The following is an 18,711-nucleotide window of genomic DNA, read 5'->3' as shown; positions in this document are numbered from 1 at the left end:
CTCCACAAAAAAACTTCATGGAAAAACATACCGAAAGATGACTCCAAAAACAAAATTGACGTCACCCCTTTATAAGGAAAAGAGGTACGCACGAAAAACCCTGTCCCGAATCAACCAACCAAGGACCCACCAGGAAAACCCCGACAGGCTCGGAACAGACTGGCAATCAAAAAACGAACTCTAAAAAGTAGTACAAACACGCTCTTGAGTTCTCAAACCACCACCACACCAGCAGGCGGCCAACCAACACCAGGAAGGAAGCCCGCCACGCTGAGCGGCAACAGGTGAATAACTTACACGAACACAAGAACAAACGCAAACCGAGGCGCGCAAAACCCCAAGGAAACGGCTCCACAGCGCGCTTCCCTCGGCGTGTCGCACAAGGCCCCCCAAACGGTCCCCGAGCCCTGCTACCGCCAGAATAACCCAGCGCATAGTTCTCAAAACGGCAACATCCACCATTCGGCGCGCGTGTCGCGCTTCCCCACCATCAATTCACCGTCAATCCACCAGCCTCTAACGCGCAGGCGCAACGCACCATCCGTACGCAGCGCGCCTGATGCCTGCACATTCGCGGAGCCGGCAAGCTGCGCGCATATCCGCGGATTGATGCCGGCGTCCCGTCCTCTGCGCCCATTGCAATATCCACTGCATCCGCGTCGATGCCCCATTTTCAAATCGTTGTTTTGTCTGCGACGTTTCAGAGGCGCCATGAACCCCATTGAACAACTCTGGCGCATATCGACCGCCTCGTTGCGATACAGCTTGCAACCAATGCTGATCGTACCGTTTCACGCCCCGGGCCTTACACGGCTGGAAGAAGCCTACGCAATCCCGTCAACCGCTGTTCATCGAGGGCGGGTATACCTGTAGGTATGAGTAAGAAAATCGCTGTACTGACCGGGGCCGGCATCTCCACGTCGGCCGGCATTCCTGACTTCCGCGGGCCTGACGGGGTGTGGACCAAGCACCCCGAGCAGACCAGCGTCTATGACATCGACCTGTTCCTGAACAACAAGGAGGACCGCGAATACTCCTGGCGCTGGCAGAAGGAATCGCCCGTGTGGAACGCGCAGCCGGGCGCGGCCCATAAGGCTCTGGTCAAACTGGAGAAGGCCGGGCTGCTCACGCTGCTCGCCACGCAGAACTTCGACGCGCTGCACGAGAAGGCCGGCAACTCGCCCGACCTCATCGTCAACCTGCATGGCACCATCGGCACCTCGCACTGCATGAAATGCCACCAGCAGTACGATACCGCCGACATCATGGCGCGACTGGATGAGGAACCGGACCCGCACTGCCACCGCAAGCTCAAGTACCGTGGCGACATGCCCTGCAACGGCATCATCAAGACCGACGTGGTGTATTTCGGCGAGGCGCTGCCGGACGGTGCGATGGAGAAGTCATATGACCGCGCGACCAAGGCCGACGAGCTGTGGGTGATCGGCTCGACGCTTGAGGTGTACCCGGCCGCCAGCATCGTGCCGGTCGCAGCTCAGGCCGGCGTGCCCATCACCATCATGAACATGGGCTCCACGCAGTACGACCGCCTCGCGACGCGCCTCATCCACGAGGACATCGCCGTGGCCCTGCCCAAGCTGGTCGACGAGACCATCGCGGCGGAGGCCGAGGGCTGAGGCCGCGACTGAGCGGCGGAATCCGGAAGGCCATCGCATGCATTCGGTAAGGCAGCCATGAACGATCAAAGGGCTCGTTGCAATGATGACATTGCAACGAGCCCTTTCAATACGCGCTACCGATTAACAGGCACGAACCGCCTAATAGATGCGCTTGGGCTGGAATCCGGCTTTCTTCAGTGCGTCCAGAATGCGGTCGATATGATCGGGACCATTGGTCTCTACGGTGACGCCCAGCGACACCGCGTTGGTGTAATGGCCGGATGCCTTGAACTGGTCATGGTCGAGCGCGATAACGTTGGCGCGTTCCTTGGCGAGCAGCGTAGCCACCTTGACGAGCTGACCCGGCGTATCCGGCAGCTCGACCTCAAAGTTCATGATGCGACCGCGGGCGATCATACCCTTCTGAATCACGGCACCCATAGTCACCGTATCGATATTGCCGCCGGACATGATCGGCACCACCACATGCGGACCCTGCGCGGCAGCGAACTTACGGGAGCGCAGGTTCAAGTGCTCAAGCGCGGCGAGCGAAACCGCTCCAGCAGCCTCGACCACGAGCTTGTGCTTTTCGAGCATGAGCAGAATCATCTCATTGATGTCACGCTCGGTTACAGTGACCAGATCGTCGAGGAATTCGTTGAGCAGCGCATACGGCAAATCACCCGGATGCTTGACCGCCACGCCTTCAGCGGAAGTCACCACCTGGTCCGCCTCGGTGACATGGCCCGCAGCAAACGAGTTCTTCCACGCCGGCGACCCCTCCGGAATCGCGCCGATCACACGAACGTCCGGCTTGAACGTCTTGATGGCGAGCGCCACGCCGGCACCCAGACCGCCACCGCCAAGCGGCACGACCACATCGGTGACGTTCGGCACGTCCTCGAGGATCTCGAGCCCGATGGTGCCCTGACCGCAGATGACCTCGTAATCGTCGAACGGCGGCACGTAGATCATGCCTTCGGTTTCGGCGAGTTTGGCGGCGTGGGCGGCCGCCTCGTCGAACACATCGCCGTACAGCACCACGTCGGCGCCATAGGCCTTGGTGGCATCCACCTTGAGCGGCGGGGTGATGGTCGGCATGCAGATGGTGGCCTTGGCGCCACGCTCACGGGCGGCGTACGCCACGCCCTGCGCATGGTTGCCTGCAGATGCGGTAACGATGCCGCGGGCGATCTGCTCTTCGCTGAGCGAGGCGATCTTGTTGTAGGCGCCGCGAATCTTGAAGGAGCCGGTGACCTGCAGGTTTTCAGGCTTGAGAAGAATCTCATGGCCAGTCAGTTCGCTCAGTGCAGGTGAGGGAATAATCTCCGTATGACGGGCAGTGCCCTTGAGTCGCTCGGCGGCGAGCTTGAGTTCCGCTGCATGGTCGCGTTGCAGCGCTTTCAACACTTCCTTTTGTTCCATAGTGGGTATTGTAAGCACCCCACTTCCGAAAGGCGCCGGCTATCTCGCTTGAGTGAGGTACATTAGCGGCTTTTCGGAAAGCTATCTGTCTTGGATGTAGTGCCCAACTAAGAATGTATCGAGTACGAACACTGCAAGATCAACGTTTATACTCGGCGTTTGCTGGTTTGGGTACCACACTCAAAGCAGATAGCTTTCCGAAAAAGCACCGAGGTACCACATTCAAGACAGATAGCGCCTCCGGACTCGATATTCCGAGGAGCGCAGCGGAACTACAGCTGGATGACAACAGCCTCCCACGGGTCGAGCTCGCCGTTGGCGAGGGAGACGACCGTGTGGCTGGCGTTGTAATTGGTGATGATGATGTCCGGTTCGGCGACACCCGTGGCGACCAGCTCGGCGGTATCATGCGGCAGATCGACTGTGCGTCCGGACATGTTCACCACGACGAGCAGACGCTCCTTGCCCAGACTGCGCGTGAATGCGTACACGTGCTCGTCGGCGGCGTCAATCAGCTCCCAATCGCCGGCGGCGATAATCGGGCGCTCGTGTCGCAGCGCGATGAGCTGCTTGTAGAACGCGTACACGGAATCCGGGTCGTCGAATTCGCTGGCCACGTTGATCGCCGCATGGTTCGAGTTCACCTCGATCCACGGCTCGCTGGGCGCATCCGGCGCGGTGAAACCGGCATAGGCGGAGCCGTCCCACTGCATCGGGGTACGGGCGTTGTCACGGCTACGGGCGGCGATGCCGGCCATCATCGATTCCGGCGACTGCACCTTGGCTTCCTCGACGCGCTGGCGATAGGCGTTCAGGGACTCGAGGTCGCGATACTGGTCGAGGCGGGTGAAGTGGGCGTCGGTCATGCCGAGCTCCTCGCCCTGATACACGTACGGGGTGCCGCGATGCATGTGCAGCATGAGGCCCAGCGCCTTGGCGGAGCGCACACGGTTCTCCTCACTGGAATCATCGCCCCAGCGGGACACCACGCGCGGCTGGTCATGGTTGCCGGTGAACAGGCTCGCCCAGCCCGCGTCCGCCACTGCGGTCTGGTATCCCGCCATGATGGACTTGAGCTTCGGCAGATCCAGCGGCAGCGGCTTCCATTTGACGCCTTCGCAGTCGAAATCGACGTGCTCGAAGAGGAACAGCATGTCGAGCTCGCCGTTGGCCGGATCGGTGATGTGCTCGTTGCGCTTGGCGGTGATGCCCGGCGCCTCGCCCACCGTGAGGAAGCCATCGCGCCCGTCGAACACCTCACGGCGCATCTCGGCGAGGAACTCGTCCTGACGCGGGCCGTCCGCGCAGAACGGGTTCGGGTTGGAATACCCCTCCTCGCCCACAGGCAGATCCTCAAGCTCGGAGCCGTATTCGCCCGGCAGACGACCCTCGGCGTCCGTGCGCTTGGAGATCAGCGTAATCACATCCATGCGGAAGCCGTCAACACCACGGTCGAGCCACCAGTTCATCATGTCGTACACCGCGTGACGCACGGCCGGGTTCTCCCAGTTGAGGTCCGGCTGCTTCTTCGAGAACTGGTGGAAATAGTATTCGCCGCGCTCCGGGCAGTATTCCCATGCCGAGCCGCCGAAATAGGAGCCCCACCGGTTCGGCTCCGCGCCCGGCGTGCCGGGCTCGTGGCCCGGACGGGCCGGACGCCACCAGTACCAGTCCGCGTGCGGGTCGTCCTTGCTCTTGGATGCCTCGAACCAGGCGTGCTCGTCGGAGGTGTGGTTGACGACCAGATCCATCACGATCTTGAGCCCGCGCTTGTGGGCTTCGGCGAGCAGCTCGTCCATGTCTTCCAGCGTGCCGAACAGGGGGTCGATGTCCCGGTAGTCGGAGATGTCGTAGCCGTTATCGTCCTGCGGGGACTTGTAGACCGGGGAGAGCCACAGCACGTCCACGCCGAGGTCGGCGAGGTAGTCCAGGCGGCTGGTGATGCCCTTGAGGTCGCCGAATCCGTCGCCGTTGGTGTCCTGGAAGGAGCGCGGGTAGATCTGGTAGACCACTGCGTTCGACCACCACGGGTTCGGGGTCGCGCCGTTGGTACGGATGGCATCGGGCAGAGTCGGTCGGTTGAATTCCGTCATGATGGGTGCCTTTCTATGCAAACATTGCAAGCAATGCAAACGTCGTTGTTGCCGGTTTGGCTATACGGATATTGAAACAGCCCGATGGTTTCATTCCCATCGGGCTGTTTGTCGGGCGTGGCGGAAAGTAATTATGCGGAGTACCGGTACGGAGGCATTGCGCTGAGGACAACCCTCAACGAAGTGGGCTCCCCTCAGTCAGCTTCGCTGACAGCTCCCCTCAAGGAGGGGAGCATACGGAGAGACCGCCGGACTGTTTATTTAACGGCGCCCTGCAATTACGGACTCGCCTAAGGCGAGGCTCAGTGTTACCTCGCGAGTGCGCGGTCTATCGACCGCCCGAGTCGGGCAACAGCCCAGCGGGCTGTTGCCTTAATCGACTCGTCTCGCTCGGCGCTGTGAAGTAATAGCAGCGCCTCGCGCTGCTATTACTTCACTCAGCAAACCGCCTCACGGCGGACTATTCCCTGCCTCACGACTGCCGCCGTTCGGAGGAGCCTATAAACAGTCCACCGGACTGTTTATTTAACGGCTCCTCTCATCACACCACCGACGACCCACTTTTGGGCGAAGATGTAGACGACGAGGATCGGGGCCATCGCCATGAGGTAGCTGGAGAAGGCCATCGGGTAGTTGGTGGCGAACTGCGAGCTGAACACGTACTGGGCCAGCGGGATGGTCTGGTTCGACTGGTCGGTAAGCACGATCAACGGCAGGAGGAAGTCGTTCCAAGCCCACAGCGCGGTCAGGATGGCGATGGTGGCGTTGATCGGGCTCATCAGCGGGAAGATGATGGTCCAGAAGATGCGCCACGTGGACGCACCATCGATGCGCGCCGCCTCTTCCAGCGAGACCGGAATCGAGCGAATGAAGCCGGTGGCGATGAACAGGTTGGTGCCCAGACCGAGAACGGTGTACAGGATGATCAGGCCAAGCTGGTTATCCAGATGCAGCGAGCCCATCTGCTTGGCGATCGGCAGCATGACCACCGGGAACGGCACGAACATGGCGGCGATGAAGAAGTAGTACAGGAAGCGGAAGAACCGCTTGTCCATGTTGCGGGCCACCGCGTAGGCCACGAAGGTGTTGGTCAGCAGGGTGAGCACCACGGCCACGACCGTGATGATTGCGGAGTTGAGCGCGGCCTTCGGATAGTTCACCTTGGCGGAGGCGTCGGCGAAATTACCCCACTGCCACGAAGTGGGCAGGGCGAACGTACCGGCTTCGGCCGGGGTTTTCAGCGCGGTGACGATGGTGAAATACAGCGGTACCAGAATCGTCAGCGACAGCACGGCCACGGCGGCGGTCAGCCACCAGTTTATGTTGCGGTCCTTGCGGTACTTGACGGGCGCGGCCTTGGCGGAAGCGCCGGACTTGGATGGCGAAGCGAGAGTTGCAGTAGTCATTGGTCTTTCCTCTACCCGAAATCAGATCTGTTCCTGGCTGCGGGAGATGCGCAGCTGGATGAAGGCGATAATCGCCAGCACGATGAAGAAGAGCACGGCGTTCGCGGTCTGGTAGGCATACTCGCCACCGGTCAGACCGCCCTTCCAAATGAGGTAAGTGACCGTTTCGGTGGCGGAGTTCGGGCCGCCGTCGGTCAAGGCCACGACCTGATCGAACGTGCCGAGCGCGTTCTTCATGGACAGCACGAGGTTGATGGTGAAGAACGGTCCGATGAGCGGGAAGGTGATCTTCCAGAACTTCTGCCACGGGTTGACGCCGTCAAGGGCGGCGGCCTCGTAGATCTCATCGTCGATGGTCTGCAGGCCGGCAAGGTAGATGAGCACGGAGTAGGCCACGCCCTGCCATACGGCGAGAAACACGATCGGAATCCAGCTCAGCTGCTCGCTGGTCAGCAGCGACGTGGACAGCCATTCGATGCCGAGCGCCTTGCCGAGCTCGGGCAGCGGGTTCATGAAGATGTATTTGAACACGTAGCCGATGACCAGCACGGAGAGGGTGTAAGGCACGAAGAAGATGGCGCGGAAGCCGTTCTTGAAGGCGATCTTCGAGTTCAGCAGCACCGACAGGAACAGCGCGATCACATTGATGAGCACCGTGATCGCGATGGCGATGAGCAGCGTGAACAGGTAGGCGTGGCCCACACGGTTGTCCTGGAACAGGGCGAGATAATTCTTGAAGCCGATGAACTTGTAGTCGCCGTAGCCCTGGGAGTTGGTGAAGGAGTACTTCACACCGTCAAGGAACGGCAGATACAGGAAGAAGGCGAAGATGATCGCCGCCGGGACCGCCATCCAGTAGTAGGCGGGATCGACCTTGCGCTTGGAGAAGGTGGACACCTTCCTCTTGGCCGACTTGGCGGCCTTGCGCGATGCTGGCTGACCGATGGTTGCGTTGGACATTATTGTTCTCCTCTCCTGCTCGTCACTCGAAGGTCCTGGCCTGGACCTTGTCCCATTCGGTCTGCATCTGGCTCAGGAAACGGTCGGTGTTTCCGGAGGTCACCATGGTCTGCAGATAGCCGCCGATGTTGATGGACGAGGGAATGTAGTGGTCGCAGAAGTCGGCCAGACGGTTTTCCTTGAAGAACGGGCGCACGGTCTCCAGCGCTTCGTTGCCGAAGTACGTGTCCTTGAGCGGGGTGATGGCGGACTGGGCGTCAGCGTAGGCGTCGAGCTGTTCCTTCTGCATCATGAACTCGACGAGCTTCATCGCCTCGTCCTTGTGCTTGGTGTTGGCGCCGATGGTAAGCATCACGTCGTCGCCGGCGGTGAGAATCTGCTCGTCGGCATCATCCGAGGCAGGCATCTGCGCGAAGCCGAGGTTGATGTCTTTATTGATGAGCAGGATCTGCGGGATGGCGTAGGTGCCGAGCGGGATGATCGCGGCCTTGCCTTGGGCGAAGCTCTGCGTGCCCTGCTGGTAGGTGACGCCGGTGTCGGCGGTGGAGTAGGTGAAGAGCTCGGCCTCCTTCTCGACTGCCGTCTTCCACAGTTCCTGGAAGGTGGTCTTGCCCTGTTTCAGCTCGGTGTACTTGGTTTCAGGGACGAGCGTGCCGGCGAGCGAGGCAAGCGGCGCCTGCGTGGTCCACGCGTCCGCCACCGTGCCTTGAATCGGATTGATACCGGCCGCCTTGAATGTGTTGAGCATGTCCGTGAACTCGGTCCAGGTGGTGGGCGGGTTCTCCGGATCGAGGCCGACCTGTTTGAACAGATCCTTGTTGTAGATGTATCCCGAGGCGTTGCCGGCGAACGGCAGGCCGTACAGGCGCTTCTTGGCCGGGTCCGTGGTCTGGACCAGGTTCTTGGCGATGTTCACCATGCCCGGGTTGAGCTCGTCCACGATCGGCTCGTCGGTGAAGTCGTAGAACACGCCGGACGCGGCGAACATGCCGAAGCTGATGTCACCGTTGAACGTGATGACGTCCGGCACACGGTTCTTCACGAAGCGTGTGCGCAGATCGGTCTGCGCGTTGGCGGAGTTGTTGATGTTGACCTTGATGGTCGGGTTCTGCTTCTCGAAGTCCTGCACCATGGCCTTGAACGTGTCTGCAGCCTCGGATTTGAACTGGAAGAAATCAAGAGTGACGGTTCCTGCGGTACTTGAACCGCAGCCTGCCAGACCAAAGCCCACGGCGAGCGCGCAGACCACGGCGGCCACGCGAGTGCCTATGCGCCTGGGTTTGGGAGTTGGATGGGAATCTGACAGCATTGCTGGCTCCTTAGTGTTTCCTACCGCCAACGGCACCTGCGCCGATGGCAATTCCTCCACTGTCAAAGGTATCGATTGCGCGATTTCATTCCCAGCGACCGCGAGCCTCCTTGCGCAGGCAAGTAAAAACGCGGTATTTTGTGATTAACGCAATTAATTCTTATGCAAAGGGGCGCGATGGCTGATTCCAATGCGATTCCGCAGTGGTTTTCCGGATCGGAGCATACGCATCGGGTGGCCGCAGCCGTGGCCCAGTACGGACCAATCGCACGCACCACACTGGCCCAGATGCTGGGGCTGAGTCAGGGGGCGTTGTCCCGTATCACCAGCGACCTCATCTACGCGGGCGTAATCGAGGAGCTGCCGGCGAGCGCCACTGTCGGCATGACCGGCAAGCTGCCGGAGCGTTTCACACCGAAGGAGAGCTCCGACCGGCGCGGCCGTCCGCAGACGGCGCTTGTCCTGTGCTCAAATGCGCGCACGTTCGTCGGCGTCAAGGTGCATGGCACTTCGATAGTGTCCGCCGCAGTGAACGCGCATGGCGAGGTGATATCCCAGCGCCACGAGCTGCCGATCGGCGAGGACCAGTCACCCGAGTATGTCAGCAGCGGAATAGCGCGCCTCACGGCAGCGTGCGCAAACGACGTAGTCGCGGCAGGTCTACCCTCCCCCACTGCGGTCGGCGTGGCGGTCGGCGGCCATGTGATCGAGGATTCCGTAGTGACGTTCGCGCCATTCCTGCACTGGGAGGCGCCCATCGATCTTGGCGCCATGGTGCAAGCCGCGACCGGACTCCCGTGCGGCGTGTTCAACGACATCGACTCGCTGCTGGTGGATGCCTCCTGGTTCGGCCCCGGCGTGGGACTGGACATGTTCGCCGTGGTGACGATCGGCGTGGGCGTGGGCTATTCGCTGGCTGTGCACGGCGAGCCGGTGGCGTATCCGGATAAGAGCTATGGATTGGTGGGGCATGTGCTGGTGGACCCGGAAGGGCCGCGCTGCACCAGCGGCCATATCGGATGCTCGCAATGTTTGACCGACGATTCCATCGCGGAGCAGTATTCGGCTATTGTCGGGCGCGCGGTGACATTCGAGGAGTTCGTGCGCGACGCCCGCGCACGTATCCCACAGGCCACGCAACTGGTGAATCGCACCTGTTTCCGATTGGGCACGCTCGTGGCCACGGTGGCGAACATCGCCATGCCAGGGCATGTGATGATTGCCGGGGAATCAGCGTTCCTAGCCAAGCTGGGCACCGATTCACTGCGCGACGGCATCCGCCTGTACCGGCACAGTCAGACCCAGCCGGTGAGGTTCACCATCGTGAACCACGACTGGCAGCTGTGGGCCAAGGCAGCCGCCAGTCGCGTAATCGTGCAGCATATCGGCTAGGCAGCTGGTGGCGCGCTTCTCTCCCTCAGTCCGCCTGCTGCGGCGAGGCTCCCTCATCAGAGGGAGCCTCGCCGTTTCTTCCGGTCCAACCACAACACTGACATCGGCCGAAGATCGATGCCTCCGTTCCGCCACGAACAGCGACCACGGACTTGCCTACCGGCAAGACCCAACCCACCCTCGCTCGGCTACCGCCTCGCTCAGGCCGTGGCTACTGACCGAAATTCTCCCGAATTTCCGTCGCGGCACAGCCGCTCCCCTCACCTACGGACAGCCCACTGGGCTGTCCGCTTCACGGTTCGGCACTGGGTTGTCAGCTTAACGCCACGAACAGCAATCACGGACTTCGCTACGCGAAGACCCAACCCACCCTCGCTCGGCTACCGCCTCGCTCAGGCCGTGGCTACTGACAACCCACTGGGTTGTCAGCTTAACGCCACGGCCTTGAACAGGACTGCCTGCTGGGGGTGGAGGGACGGCGGACGGATGCCGTAGCGCTGCAGGGCCTCGCCGGTCAGCACCACGCCGTCTGCGTTCCACCAGCCAAGCGTGCTTTGGCCGTTGCTGATGGAGCCTTCGAGGTCGAGGCACGGGTCGAGCGGGCTCACACGATAGCGACGAGTCGGGTCGAGTCCGGGCAGTCGCACCGGTGCTGCAGGATAGGTCTGGCTCGTGGTCAACTGGGTGAAACGGTAAATGGCGGCGTCGCCACTCGGCATCACCATGCCGTCGAGTCGCACGGCCGGGTCGTTGGCGTCGGCATGCACGCAGGCGTCGATGGCGAACCAATCACGGTGCTTCTTGAACTCGGCCACCCATACGGCCAACTTGGCGAGCGCGTCCTCCGGCTCCTTCAGCAGGTTCCATTCGATGCCCATATGGCCGAAGAACGCCATGGCCATGCGCAGTTCCTGGCTGGTGGCGCGCTGCGTGGAATGCGCCGGACTGGCTCCGACATGCTCGCCCATCATGGCCGGCGGCACCAGCAACGACGTGTAGCGTTGGATGTCCGCACGTTCCACCGGGTCGACGCAGTCGGACACCCAGATGCGATCGGCGTATTCGAGAATGCCGAGGTCGACGCGGGCGCCTCCGGACGAGCAGCTTTCAATCTCCAGTCCGGAGTGGCGCTGCTTCAATCCCTTGAAGATCTCATAGACGGCCAGGGTCTGCGCGTGTACGGCCGGGCGACCCGTACGGCGGGAAGCCGCCTCGGTGACGAGCTTGTTATGGTCCCACTTGATGTAGTCGATGCCGAGATCGCCTACCAGCGAGTCCATCGCGCCGAACACGTAGGCGAATGCGTCGGGATTGGTGAGATCAAGCACCTGCTGGCTGCGGCCCTGCATCGGCAGTCGGCCCGCGGTGGGGGAAAGAATCCAGTCCGGGTGGGCGCGCACCACGTCGGAATCGATATTCACCATTTCCGGCTCGAACCACAGGCCGAACTGCATGCCCTTGCCGTGCACATAGTCGGCAAGCGCCTTGAGCGACTTCGGACCGTCCGGCCACACCTCTTGGGAGATCTGCCAATCGCCCAGACCCGACGTATCGTCTCGGCGGGAGCCGAACCAGCCGTCATCCACCACGAATCGTTCGACGCCGGATGCTGCGGCCTTGTCGGCGAGCGCCTTGAGCGTATCGAAGTTATGGTCGAAGTACACGGCTTCCCACGTGTTGAGGATCACCGGACGGCCCTTGGCGAACAGCCGCGGATGGCGGGAGCGCACATAGGCGTGGAATCGTGCGGCGATCTCATTCAGGCCATCGCCGAATGAGCCGAACAGCCACGGAGTCTCATACGAGCTCTCACCTTCGCCCTGAGGAGCCAATGCCACTTCGCCGCCGAGCAGGACTTCGCCGCCGCCGATGACGCCCTGCGTGTACGGCAGGCGCTCGACGGACAGCACGGAATTGCCGCTCCAACCCACGTGCACGGAATATGCCTCGCCATGCTCGAAGCCGAAGCCGGGCACGCCGGCGGTGAGCAACAGGGAGGCGTCGAAGTCGGGGCGGCCGGCGAGCTGGGGCTTCTCGAATCGTCCGACGGTCAGCGGCTGGCGCTGCGGACTGCGCTCATGCAGATGATGACCGGTGGTGGTGAGGATTTCGCCGGCCAGTTCGGGGACCGGGAAGCCGAGCTCGATTTTGCCGACCTCAAGCGGGGCGACGGCATCTGCTGTGGCATCTGCGGCGGCATCAGCCGAGGGGTCCGCCGAGGAATCAGCCGAAGGATTGGAAGCCGGCACGCCAAGGTTGGTGACCGCGGCCTTCTGGCGGGCGAGGCCGCCGTCCAGCAGCTCGAGTCGCCATTCGAGGGCGATGCCGCTCTCCTTATCGATGGCATCCACCACGACTCCAGGCACCTGGACCGGACCGGTGGTGCGGAAGTGACCGGTCACATCGGCATATTGGTCAGCGCCCGAGGCGTCCAACGTGGCGGGCAGCACGCCATCAGCGGCGATATTGGTTACGGTGAACTTGGGGAACAGTTCGATGCCGGCGCGGCGCAGTACCACACGCGGCTCGCCGATCCAGCTTTCGGCCTGCGTTGGCAGCACGGTGGGCCATACGGTTTCGTCAAGTCCGCCGGAGATGCGCTGCGGCTTCAACGCATCATACGAGTCGAGCAGTGTCTCCGGATCGGCGAGAGGGCGGCCCCAGTGCACGATACGCGGCAGTTCATCGCCGGCGAATACCAGGCCTACGGCCGCGCGCGCGGCCTGCTGTTCAAGGTAGACGGCGGTAAGTCGGGTGCCGTCGGCTGCTGCACCGGTGAATGTGCGAGCTTGGGAATCGGACATGATGGGGGTCTCCTTTGACTGGTCGGCCGGCTCGGCAGTGATGGGCCCAGCCAGCGCCGGCATGAGTCGGCATATGCAGGACTGTGTCGCATCAAGCAAGAGCACGAGCGAGCGGTTTTCTGTTGTATCGCTGATTCCGATGGTAGGCGCAGGCGAATATGTTGCTTTGACGCCGCGTGTTTCTTGCACAACGCAAGTATTTCTGTGCTGTGCCGCCGTAATCCACGCAATACCGCAGTCACGTGATGCCGCGAACCCGTCCGCCAACCGTCGCAATCCACGTTCAACCCACCCACGGTGTAGGGACTTCCCCATGGTGTAGGGAACCGAATAGTGCCCTTACGATCAAATCCGCAGAATAAAGCCATTTTGCTTCCCTACACGGTGGGATGTTCCCTACACCGTGCGGCCTTCCCTACACGGTGGGTACACCTGTACCCCGAGGAAAGACATACCAAGTACCGCCGAACGTCGAACGTCAGCGACGGGCGGTGAAAAAGTCGGTGAGCACGGCTTGGCAGTCGGCCTCGAGTATGCCGCCGTACACCTCGGGTGCGTGTCCGACGTGCGGATCGCGCGGAATATCCCATACCGAACCGCATGCGCCAAGCTTGGCATCCCACGCACCGAACACAATCGAACCGATATGCGTTTGGACGCAGGCGCCTGCACACATCGGGCAGGGCTCGAGCGTAACCACCAACGTGCAGTCGGCAAGATTCCAGAAGTGGGAGCGAGCGCGGACGCGGGCGCAGTGCGCCTCGCTGTGCGGACACTGTGCCTTGCGGCACGGGCGTTCGGCCGCAGCCCCATCGGCCGCAATCTCATCATCCGAAACCGTTCGGCATGCCATACAATCCGACTGCCGATGTGTGGCATACGGCTTAGCGGCACCGACTCCGCGGAAATCCATATCAGAATCATCCATATCAGCAGCTTCCGCAGCGTCGCGCGTATCCGAACCGGCCTTGGCCAGCGTCTGCGTGGCCTCGCGCATCGCCAGAATCTCGGCATGGGCCAGTGGATCGCCATGCGCCTCGCGCGTGTTGCAGCCTCGGCCGATTATCCGCCCGGCGGCATCCAGCACCACCGCGCCGACCGGCACGTCGCCGGCCTCGGCAGCCTGCCGGGCCAGCGCCAGCGCCTCGCGCATCGCCTGCGTATATGCCACTCTCAGATCCATACTGCGAGTCTACATAGCAAATAGTCATGCGCGTACGCATGCGGCGCCGGGGCCTGCGCTGCGTATTCGCTCACGCCCTGTATTCGCCCACCTCAACGCGGCGAAACCTCGGCCCAACCACAGAAACACCCCACTCGCCCACCTCAACGCGGCGAAACCACGGCCCAGCCGACGGAACACCCCGCTACAAACCCGTCAACGGAGCGAAACCTCGGACCGACCGGGAACACACCCCACTCACAGCCCGTCAGCGAGGCAAAACCTCGCACAGACCACGATTCCGCGCCACTCACAACCCGTCAGCGAAGCAAAACCCCGGCCCAACCGACGAAACACCCCGCCCACACACCCCCAACGAGGCAAAACCACGGCCCAGCCAACGAAACACACCACTCACAGCCCGTCAGCGAGGCAAGACCACTAGTCAATCGACGAAATGCATCACTCACACACCCCCAGCGGAGCGAAACCTCGGACAGACCACGATTCTGCATCATTCACCTTCCGTCAGCAAGGCAAGACCTCGGTACAACCGACGAATCATCCAGCTCACACACCCTCAACGAGGCAAACCCTCGGCCCAACCAACAGAACACCCCACCCACGCAATCCGCGGCATGCGCTTATCACAAACGGCGGGCCATGCCATGTAACTGGATTTCCTAACGGTTCCCATATACTTGCCCCGGGGAAGAAAGGACAATCATGGCGGTATTCGAACTTATCATGTGCATTATCGCGGCCGTAGTGGTCAGTTCGTTCGCCAGTCGCTTCATTCCGAAAGTATCCACGCCTCTGGTGCAGATCGCACTGGGCGTGCTTGTGGCGTATCTGCCGTTCTTCCCGAACGCCCGCCTCAATCCTGAACTGTTCATGGTGCTGTTCATCGCACCGCTGCTGTATCTCGAAGCGCACGAAATCGACAAATCCGCGCTACTGAAAACCCTGAAACTCAGCCTTTCGCTCGCCATTGGCCTGGCGATCGCGACGATGGTGGCTGTAGGCTTCATCCTGCACGCCGTCTGGCCGGCGATTTCGCTGGCGTCCGCACTGGCCTTGGGCGCGGCATTGGGGCCGACGGACGCAGTGGCCGTCAGCTCCCTCGGCAAGGAAGCGTCACTGACACAGCGTCAGCGAGGGGTGCTCAAGGGCGAATCACTGTTCAACGACGCATCCGGCATCGTGGGATTCCAGTTCGCACTGGCCGCGGCCTTCACCGGCCGGTTCGCGGTCGGCGAGGCAGCCGGCGAGTTTGTGGTGTCGTTCATCGGCGGCACAGCGTTCGGCCTCGTGGTGGCGGTGCTCGCCAATTGGGTATTCGAGACAGTGCGATCGCTCGGCTGGGAGACCACCACCACACGCATCCTCATGGAACTGTTCCTCCCGTTCCTGTTGTATCTGGGAGCCGAGGAATTCCACGTATCCGGCATTCTGGCCGTGGTGGCGGCCGGCCTGTTCATCCGATTCGACCGCACCGGCGTGGGGCCTAATGTGGCACGCACAAACATCGTGTCGACGTCGGTGTGGGGAGTGCTGAGTTTCTCGCTCAACGGCGCGGTATTCATCCTGCTGGGAATGCAGCTGCCGGGCGCCATGATGACCAGCTGGTCCGACCCGCGCATCAGCAATCTGGTGCTGATCGGCATCATCCTGCTGGTCACTGCGATAGTGATTGTCCTGCGATTCGCCTGGGTGGCGGGCATGCTGCGCATCGCGCGCGACACGTATACCGGCCACCGACGCCGTATGACACCCGAACGCTGGCGTTCGGCTGCAGTGATGACATTCGGCGGGCCGAAAGGCACCATCACGCTCTCACTGATGTTCACCATCCCGTATTCCATCGCGGGCGGCGCCGATTTCCCAATGCGCGACGAACTGATGTTCATAGCCTCCGGCGTCATCGTACTCACCCTGCTGCTGGCGAACTTCCTGTTGCCGTTGCTCGCGCCAAACCGCGGCAAGGATCCCGCCACCGAAATGATTCCCATCACCGTGGATGTATTGCGCGCTACTGTGGAGGAGCTGACAGGTCGCATCACGCCCGAGAACCGTCGAGCGATTCTGATGGTGATCGACCTGTACACCAAGCGCATCAGCAGGCTGAAGCAGCGCATCGGCACCGCCGACCCGCAAGGTCTGGAGCAATTGCAGATTGAGGCGTTGCATTGGGAGAAGCAGTTCATCCATCAGCAATTGGATGCAATCAAGGCCCATCCGGACCCTGATCCCGCCACACAGGAGCTGAACGAGGAAGCTTGCGAGCGCATGCTCGATCAGATCATGAACACGCTGCGGCATACCGCAGTGGATTCCGAGGCGGATGGCCATACGGTGTCGCAGATCCGCGGCCGTGCACGCATGCTGCAGCGTCGCGTGAACAACGTCGCCAAGCGCACGATATCCAAGATTCGGCACACCGCGCCGCTGGTGAGCGAGGACCAGATATTCGCCCGCACGCGCGCATTGCAGATCGAGGTGATCCATCATGTGATTGACCGTCTGGTTGATGAGATGGGACGCGACACATACAACACCGAGCATTGCTCCGCGCTACTGCTCGATTATCGACGGGCCGAGGCCTCGCTCAAGGCCCGACCGACCATGAGCGGTTCGGCGGCGGTCATAGGACAGGTCGAGGAGGTCAAGCGCGAAAGCTACGGCATCGAGCTGCGCGTGATCCAAGACATGCTCGAAGCCGGAGACATCAGCCGTCCTCAAGCCAAAATACTCCGTCGCAACATTTATGTGATGCAGGTCGATGCCGATTCCGGCATCTAGACCTGCATCCTCTGGGCCGAACAGTGAGAGTCCAGTGGACTCTCACAGGCCCAGCAAAAACCAGCCTCGCCGAAGGCGAGACCATACCAGTTGATGCCGATTCCGGCATCTAACTTGCATCACCATCGCGGCGCAGCCGCTCCCCTCGCCTACGCGCAGCCCACCGGGCTGCACGCTAAACGGCTCGGCAGGTCGATGCCGATTCCGGCATCTAGACCTGCATCCTACGAGCCAACGAACGGACAATCCAGTGGACTGTCCGTAGGCTCGCAGAAACCAGCCTCGCCGAAGGCGAGACCATACCAGTTGATGCCGATTCCGGCATCTAACTTGCATCACCGTCGCGGCGCAGCCGCTCCCCTCGCCTACGCGCAGCCGCTCTCTCGGTCAGCGACGGGCGGCTTTGAGCGCCACGAACAGCGAACGCACTAGCAGCACACACAGGTAGACGGTGAACAGGATCGCACCGGTCCTCGGAGTCACGGCTTCGGCAATCCACGTGCCCAAGGGCGCGGTCAGCGCGGCGACGATTCCGATGATCAGAGCGGCTTTGATATGCACCATACGCCGACGCGCATTGGCCACGGACGTGGTGATAGCGTTCGGAAACATGGCGAGCAACGATGTGCCACGCGCGATGAGATCGCTCGCCCCGAAGATGATCGACAGCGCCGGCACACAGATCGCCCCGCCGCCGATGCCCAGCAGTCCGGCCAGGATGCCGGCAATCACTCCAAACGCGATTAGTCCTGCAACCGTTGCCGCGTTCAGCACGATGCGTGAATCACGCGAGGGGTTCGACATGGCCTGGTTCACGATCACGAACACCAGGAACAGCACGAACGCCCATCGCAGCACGAGCTCCGGCAGTTTAGACAGCAGCCACGACCCGATCTGTCCGCCCACGAACATGCCGGCGAAAATGATGACTGCGGCAATCCAATCCACATCATCGCCCACGGCATAGGAAACCACGCCGGATACGGCCGTGGGCACGATTGCCATCATCGAGGTGGCCGCCGCATGCCGCTGCGTGAGGCCGAGCCAGACCAGCGCCGGTACGATCACCGTACCGCCGCCGATGCCGAACATGCCGGACAGTATGCCGACCGCCACGCCCACCACGGCCATAATCGCCAGCCCGCGCGGCGATTCATCCAGATGATTCTGATCGATGCTGTCTGCAAGACCCCTTGCGTTATCCCCTGTGCTCACGGCCCCAGTCTATGACCGGCGGCAACGTACGTGCGGCGCAATGTCCGTCTGGCGCAATCGATTCAGCCTAGACTCGCGGCACCGACGCGGAAGCCAGCCTGGGACCCGACGCAGCATTGGTGCGACACAGCACGGAATGAACGCCGAACCGGCTGTATGTTCGCGTCCCAACGAAGGCGGCGCAAACTTACAGTCGTTTTTGCGGCAATAACCGGCTGTATGTTCGCGGGGTATAGGTTGGAACGCGAACATACAGCCTCCAGAAGCCTCCAAAAGCCTCACCGGAGCCACCGCGTCACCAGAAAACCGCCGCCCAACCGCGCCACCAGCCGCCCCAGCACGTACCAACCACCGCGTCACCGGACCACCGCCCAACCAGCGCCACCGCGCCCCAGCGCCACCGCGTCACCAGAACCACCGCCCACCCGTGCCACCCGCCGGCACCCCGGGCCTCCGTACCGTACGGCGGCGCACCCAACCACACCACCGGTGCCCGGCCGCCCACCCGTACCGCCCGCCACGGC

General features: G+C 61.9%; 11 protein-coding genes and 1 pseudogene. 3 read left to right on the top strand and 9 right to left on the bottom strand.

Annotated elements, in window-relative coordinates:
- Positions 1-875 precede the first annotated feature (875 nt).
- Positions 876-1,637: a Sir2 family NAD-dependent protein deacetylase gene (locus BREU_RS10765; protein WP_044090272.1), complete on the top strand. Its 762-nt coding sequence runs from the start codon at positions 876-878 to the stop codon at positions 1,635-1,637.
- 141 nt (positions 1,638-1,778) lie between these two features.
- On the opposite strand, the gene ilvA is transcribed toward BREU_RS10765, so the two are convergent.
- From ilvA to BREU_RS10740, 5 genes are all read right to left on the bottom strand, one after another.
- Positions 1,779-3,044 (bottom strand): threonine ammonia-lyase, encoded by a 1,266-nt coding sequence (ilvA, locus tag BREU_RS10760; RefSeq protein WP_044090273.1) that lies wholly within the window; start codon positions 3,042-3,044, stop codon positions 1,779-1,781.
- Positions 3,045-3,316: 272 nt separating this feature from the next.
- Positions 3,317-5,137, bottom strand: coding sequence for a glycoside hydrolase family 13 protein (locus BREU_RS10755; protein ID WP_044090274.1), 1,821 nt, complete (start codon positions 5,135-5,137; stop codon positions 3,317-3,319).
- A gap of 521 nt (positions 5,138-5,658) precedes the next feature.
- Positions 5,659-6,543: a carbohydrate ABC transporter permease gene (locus BREU_RS10750; protein ID WP_033889483.1), complete on the bottom strand. Its 885-nt coding sequence runs from the start codon at positions 6,541-6,543 to the stop codon at positions 5,659-5,661.
- Between the two features lie 21 nt (positions 6,544-6,564).
- Positions 6,565-7,503 carry a carbohydrate ABC transporter permease gene (locus tag BREU_RS10745; protein WP_044090276.1) on the bottom strand — a complete coding sequence of 313 codons (939 nt, stop codon included), beginning with the start codon at positions 7,501-7,503 and terminating at the stop codon, positions 6,565-6,567.
- A 22-nt stretch (positions 7,504-7,525) separates the two neighbouring features.
- Positions 7,526-8,812 (bottom strand): ABC transporter substrate-binding protein, encoded by a 1,287-nt coding sequence (locus BREU_RS10740; protein WP_044090278.1) that lies wholly within the window; start codon positions 8,810-8,812, stop codon positions 7,526-7,528.
- 177 nt (positions 8,813-8,989) lie between these two features.
- Between BREU_RS10740 and BREU_RS10735 the strand changes: the two genes are divergently transcribed.
- Complete coding sequence (locus BREU_RS10735; protein ID WP_044090280.1) at positions 8,990-10,204, top strand: ROK family protein; 1,215 nt, start codon at positions 8,990-8,992, stop codon at positions 10,202-10,204.
- A gap of 425 nt (positions 10,205-10,629) precedes the next feature.
- On the opposite strand, the gene BREU_RS10730 is transcribed toward BREU_RS10735, so the two are convergent.
- From BREU_RS10730 to BREU_RS12210, 3 genes and pseudogenes are all read right to left on the bottom strand, one after another.
- Entirely contained in the window at positions 10,630-13,008 is a 2,379-nt protein-coding gene (locus tag BREU_RS10730) for an alpha-galactosidase (protein ID WP_044090281.1), read from the bottom strand.
- 478 nt (positions 13,009-13,486) lie between these two features.
- Positions 13,487-14,005, bottom strand: a complete 519-nt coding sequence (locus tag BREU_RS12215; protein WP_308810652.1) for a nucleoside deaminase — start codon at positions 14,003-14,005, stop codon at positions 13,487-13,489.
- Positions 13,982-14,191: pseudogene (locus tag BREU_RS12210) on the bottom strand (deaminase); the annotation flags it as partial. The pseudogene BREU_RS12210 and the gene BREU_RS12215, both read right to left, overlap by 24 nt.
- A gap of 705 nt (positions 14,192-14,896) precedes the next feature.
- Between BREU_RS12210 and BREU_RS10715 the strand changes: the two are divergent.
- Positions 14,897-16,972 (top strand): cation:proton antiporter, encoded by a 2,076-nt coding sequence (locus tag BREU_RS10715; RefSeq protein ID WP_044090282.1) that lies wholly within the window; start codon positions 14,897-14,899, stop codon positions 16,970-16,972.
- Positions 16,973-17,359: 387 nt separating this feature from the next.
- Here BREU_RS10715 and BREU_RS10710 read toward each other — a convergent pair whose 3' ends face one another.
- A complete protein-coding gene (locus tag BREU_RS10710; RefSeq protein ID WP_223847963.1) occupies positions 17,360-18,187 on the bottom strand; it encodes a sulfite exporter TauE/SafE family protein in 828 nt (275 codons plus the stop codon).
- Between the last annotated feature and the right edge of the window lie 524 nt (positions 18,188-18,711).

The sequence above is a fragment of the Bifidobacterium reuteri DSM 23975 genome (genome assembly GCF_000741695.1).
Lineage (GTDB): Bacteria > Actinomycetota > Actinomycetes > Actinomycetales > Bifidobacteriaceae > Bifidobacterium > Bifidobacterium reuteri.
Note: the sequence above shows the minus strand (reverse complement) of the source record. Positions and strands in the feature narration are given on the sequence as shown.

What these genes read in the sequence shown, in the direction of transcription:
- BREU_RS10765 (WP_044090272.1), top strand. Translation starts at nt 876, where the DNA reads ATGAGTAAGAAAATCGCTGTACTGACCGGGGCCGGCATCTCCACGTCG.
- ilvA (WP_044090273.1), bottom strand. Translation starts at nt 3,044, where the DNA reads ATGGAACAAAAGGAAGTGTTGAAAGCGCTGCAACGCGACCATGCAGCG.
- BREU_RS10755 (WP_044090274.1), bottom strand. Translation starts at nt 5,137, where the DNA reads ATGACGGAATTCAACCGACCGACTCTGCCCGATGCCATCCGTACCAAC.
- BREU_RS10750 (WP_033889483.1), bottom strand. Translation starts at nt 6,543, where the DNA reads ATGACTACTGCAACTCTCGCTTCGCCATCCAAGTCCGGCGCTTCCGCC.
- BREU_RS10745 (WP_044090276.1), bottom strand. Translation starts at nt 7,503, where the DNA reads ATGTCCAACGCAACCATCGGTCAGCCAGCATCGCGCAAGGCCGCCAAG.
- BREU_RS10740 (WP_044090278.1), bottom strand. Translation starts at nt 8,812, where the DNA reads ATGCTGTCAGATTCCCATCCAACTCCCAAACCCAGGCGCATAGGCACT.
- BREU_RS10735 (WP_044090280.1), top strand. Translation starts at nt 8,990, where the DNA reads ATGGCTGATTCCAATGCGATTCCGCAGTGGTTTTCCGGATCGGAGCAT.
- BREU_RS10730 (WP_044090281.1), bottom strand. Translation starts at nt 13,008, where the DNA reads ATGTCCGATTCCCAAGCTCGCACATTCACCGGTGCAGCAGCCGACGGC.
- BREU_RS12215 (WP_308810652.1), bottom strand. Translation starts at nt 14,005, where the DNA reads ATGCGCGAGGCCACGCAGACGCTGGCCAAGGCCGGTTCGGATACGCGC.
- BREU_RS10715 (WP_044090282.1), top strand. Translation starts at nt 14,897, where the DNA reads ATGGCGGTATTCGAACTTATCATGTGCATTATCGCGGCCGTAGTGGTC.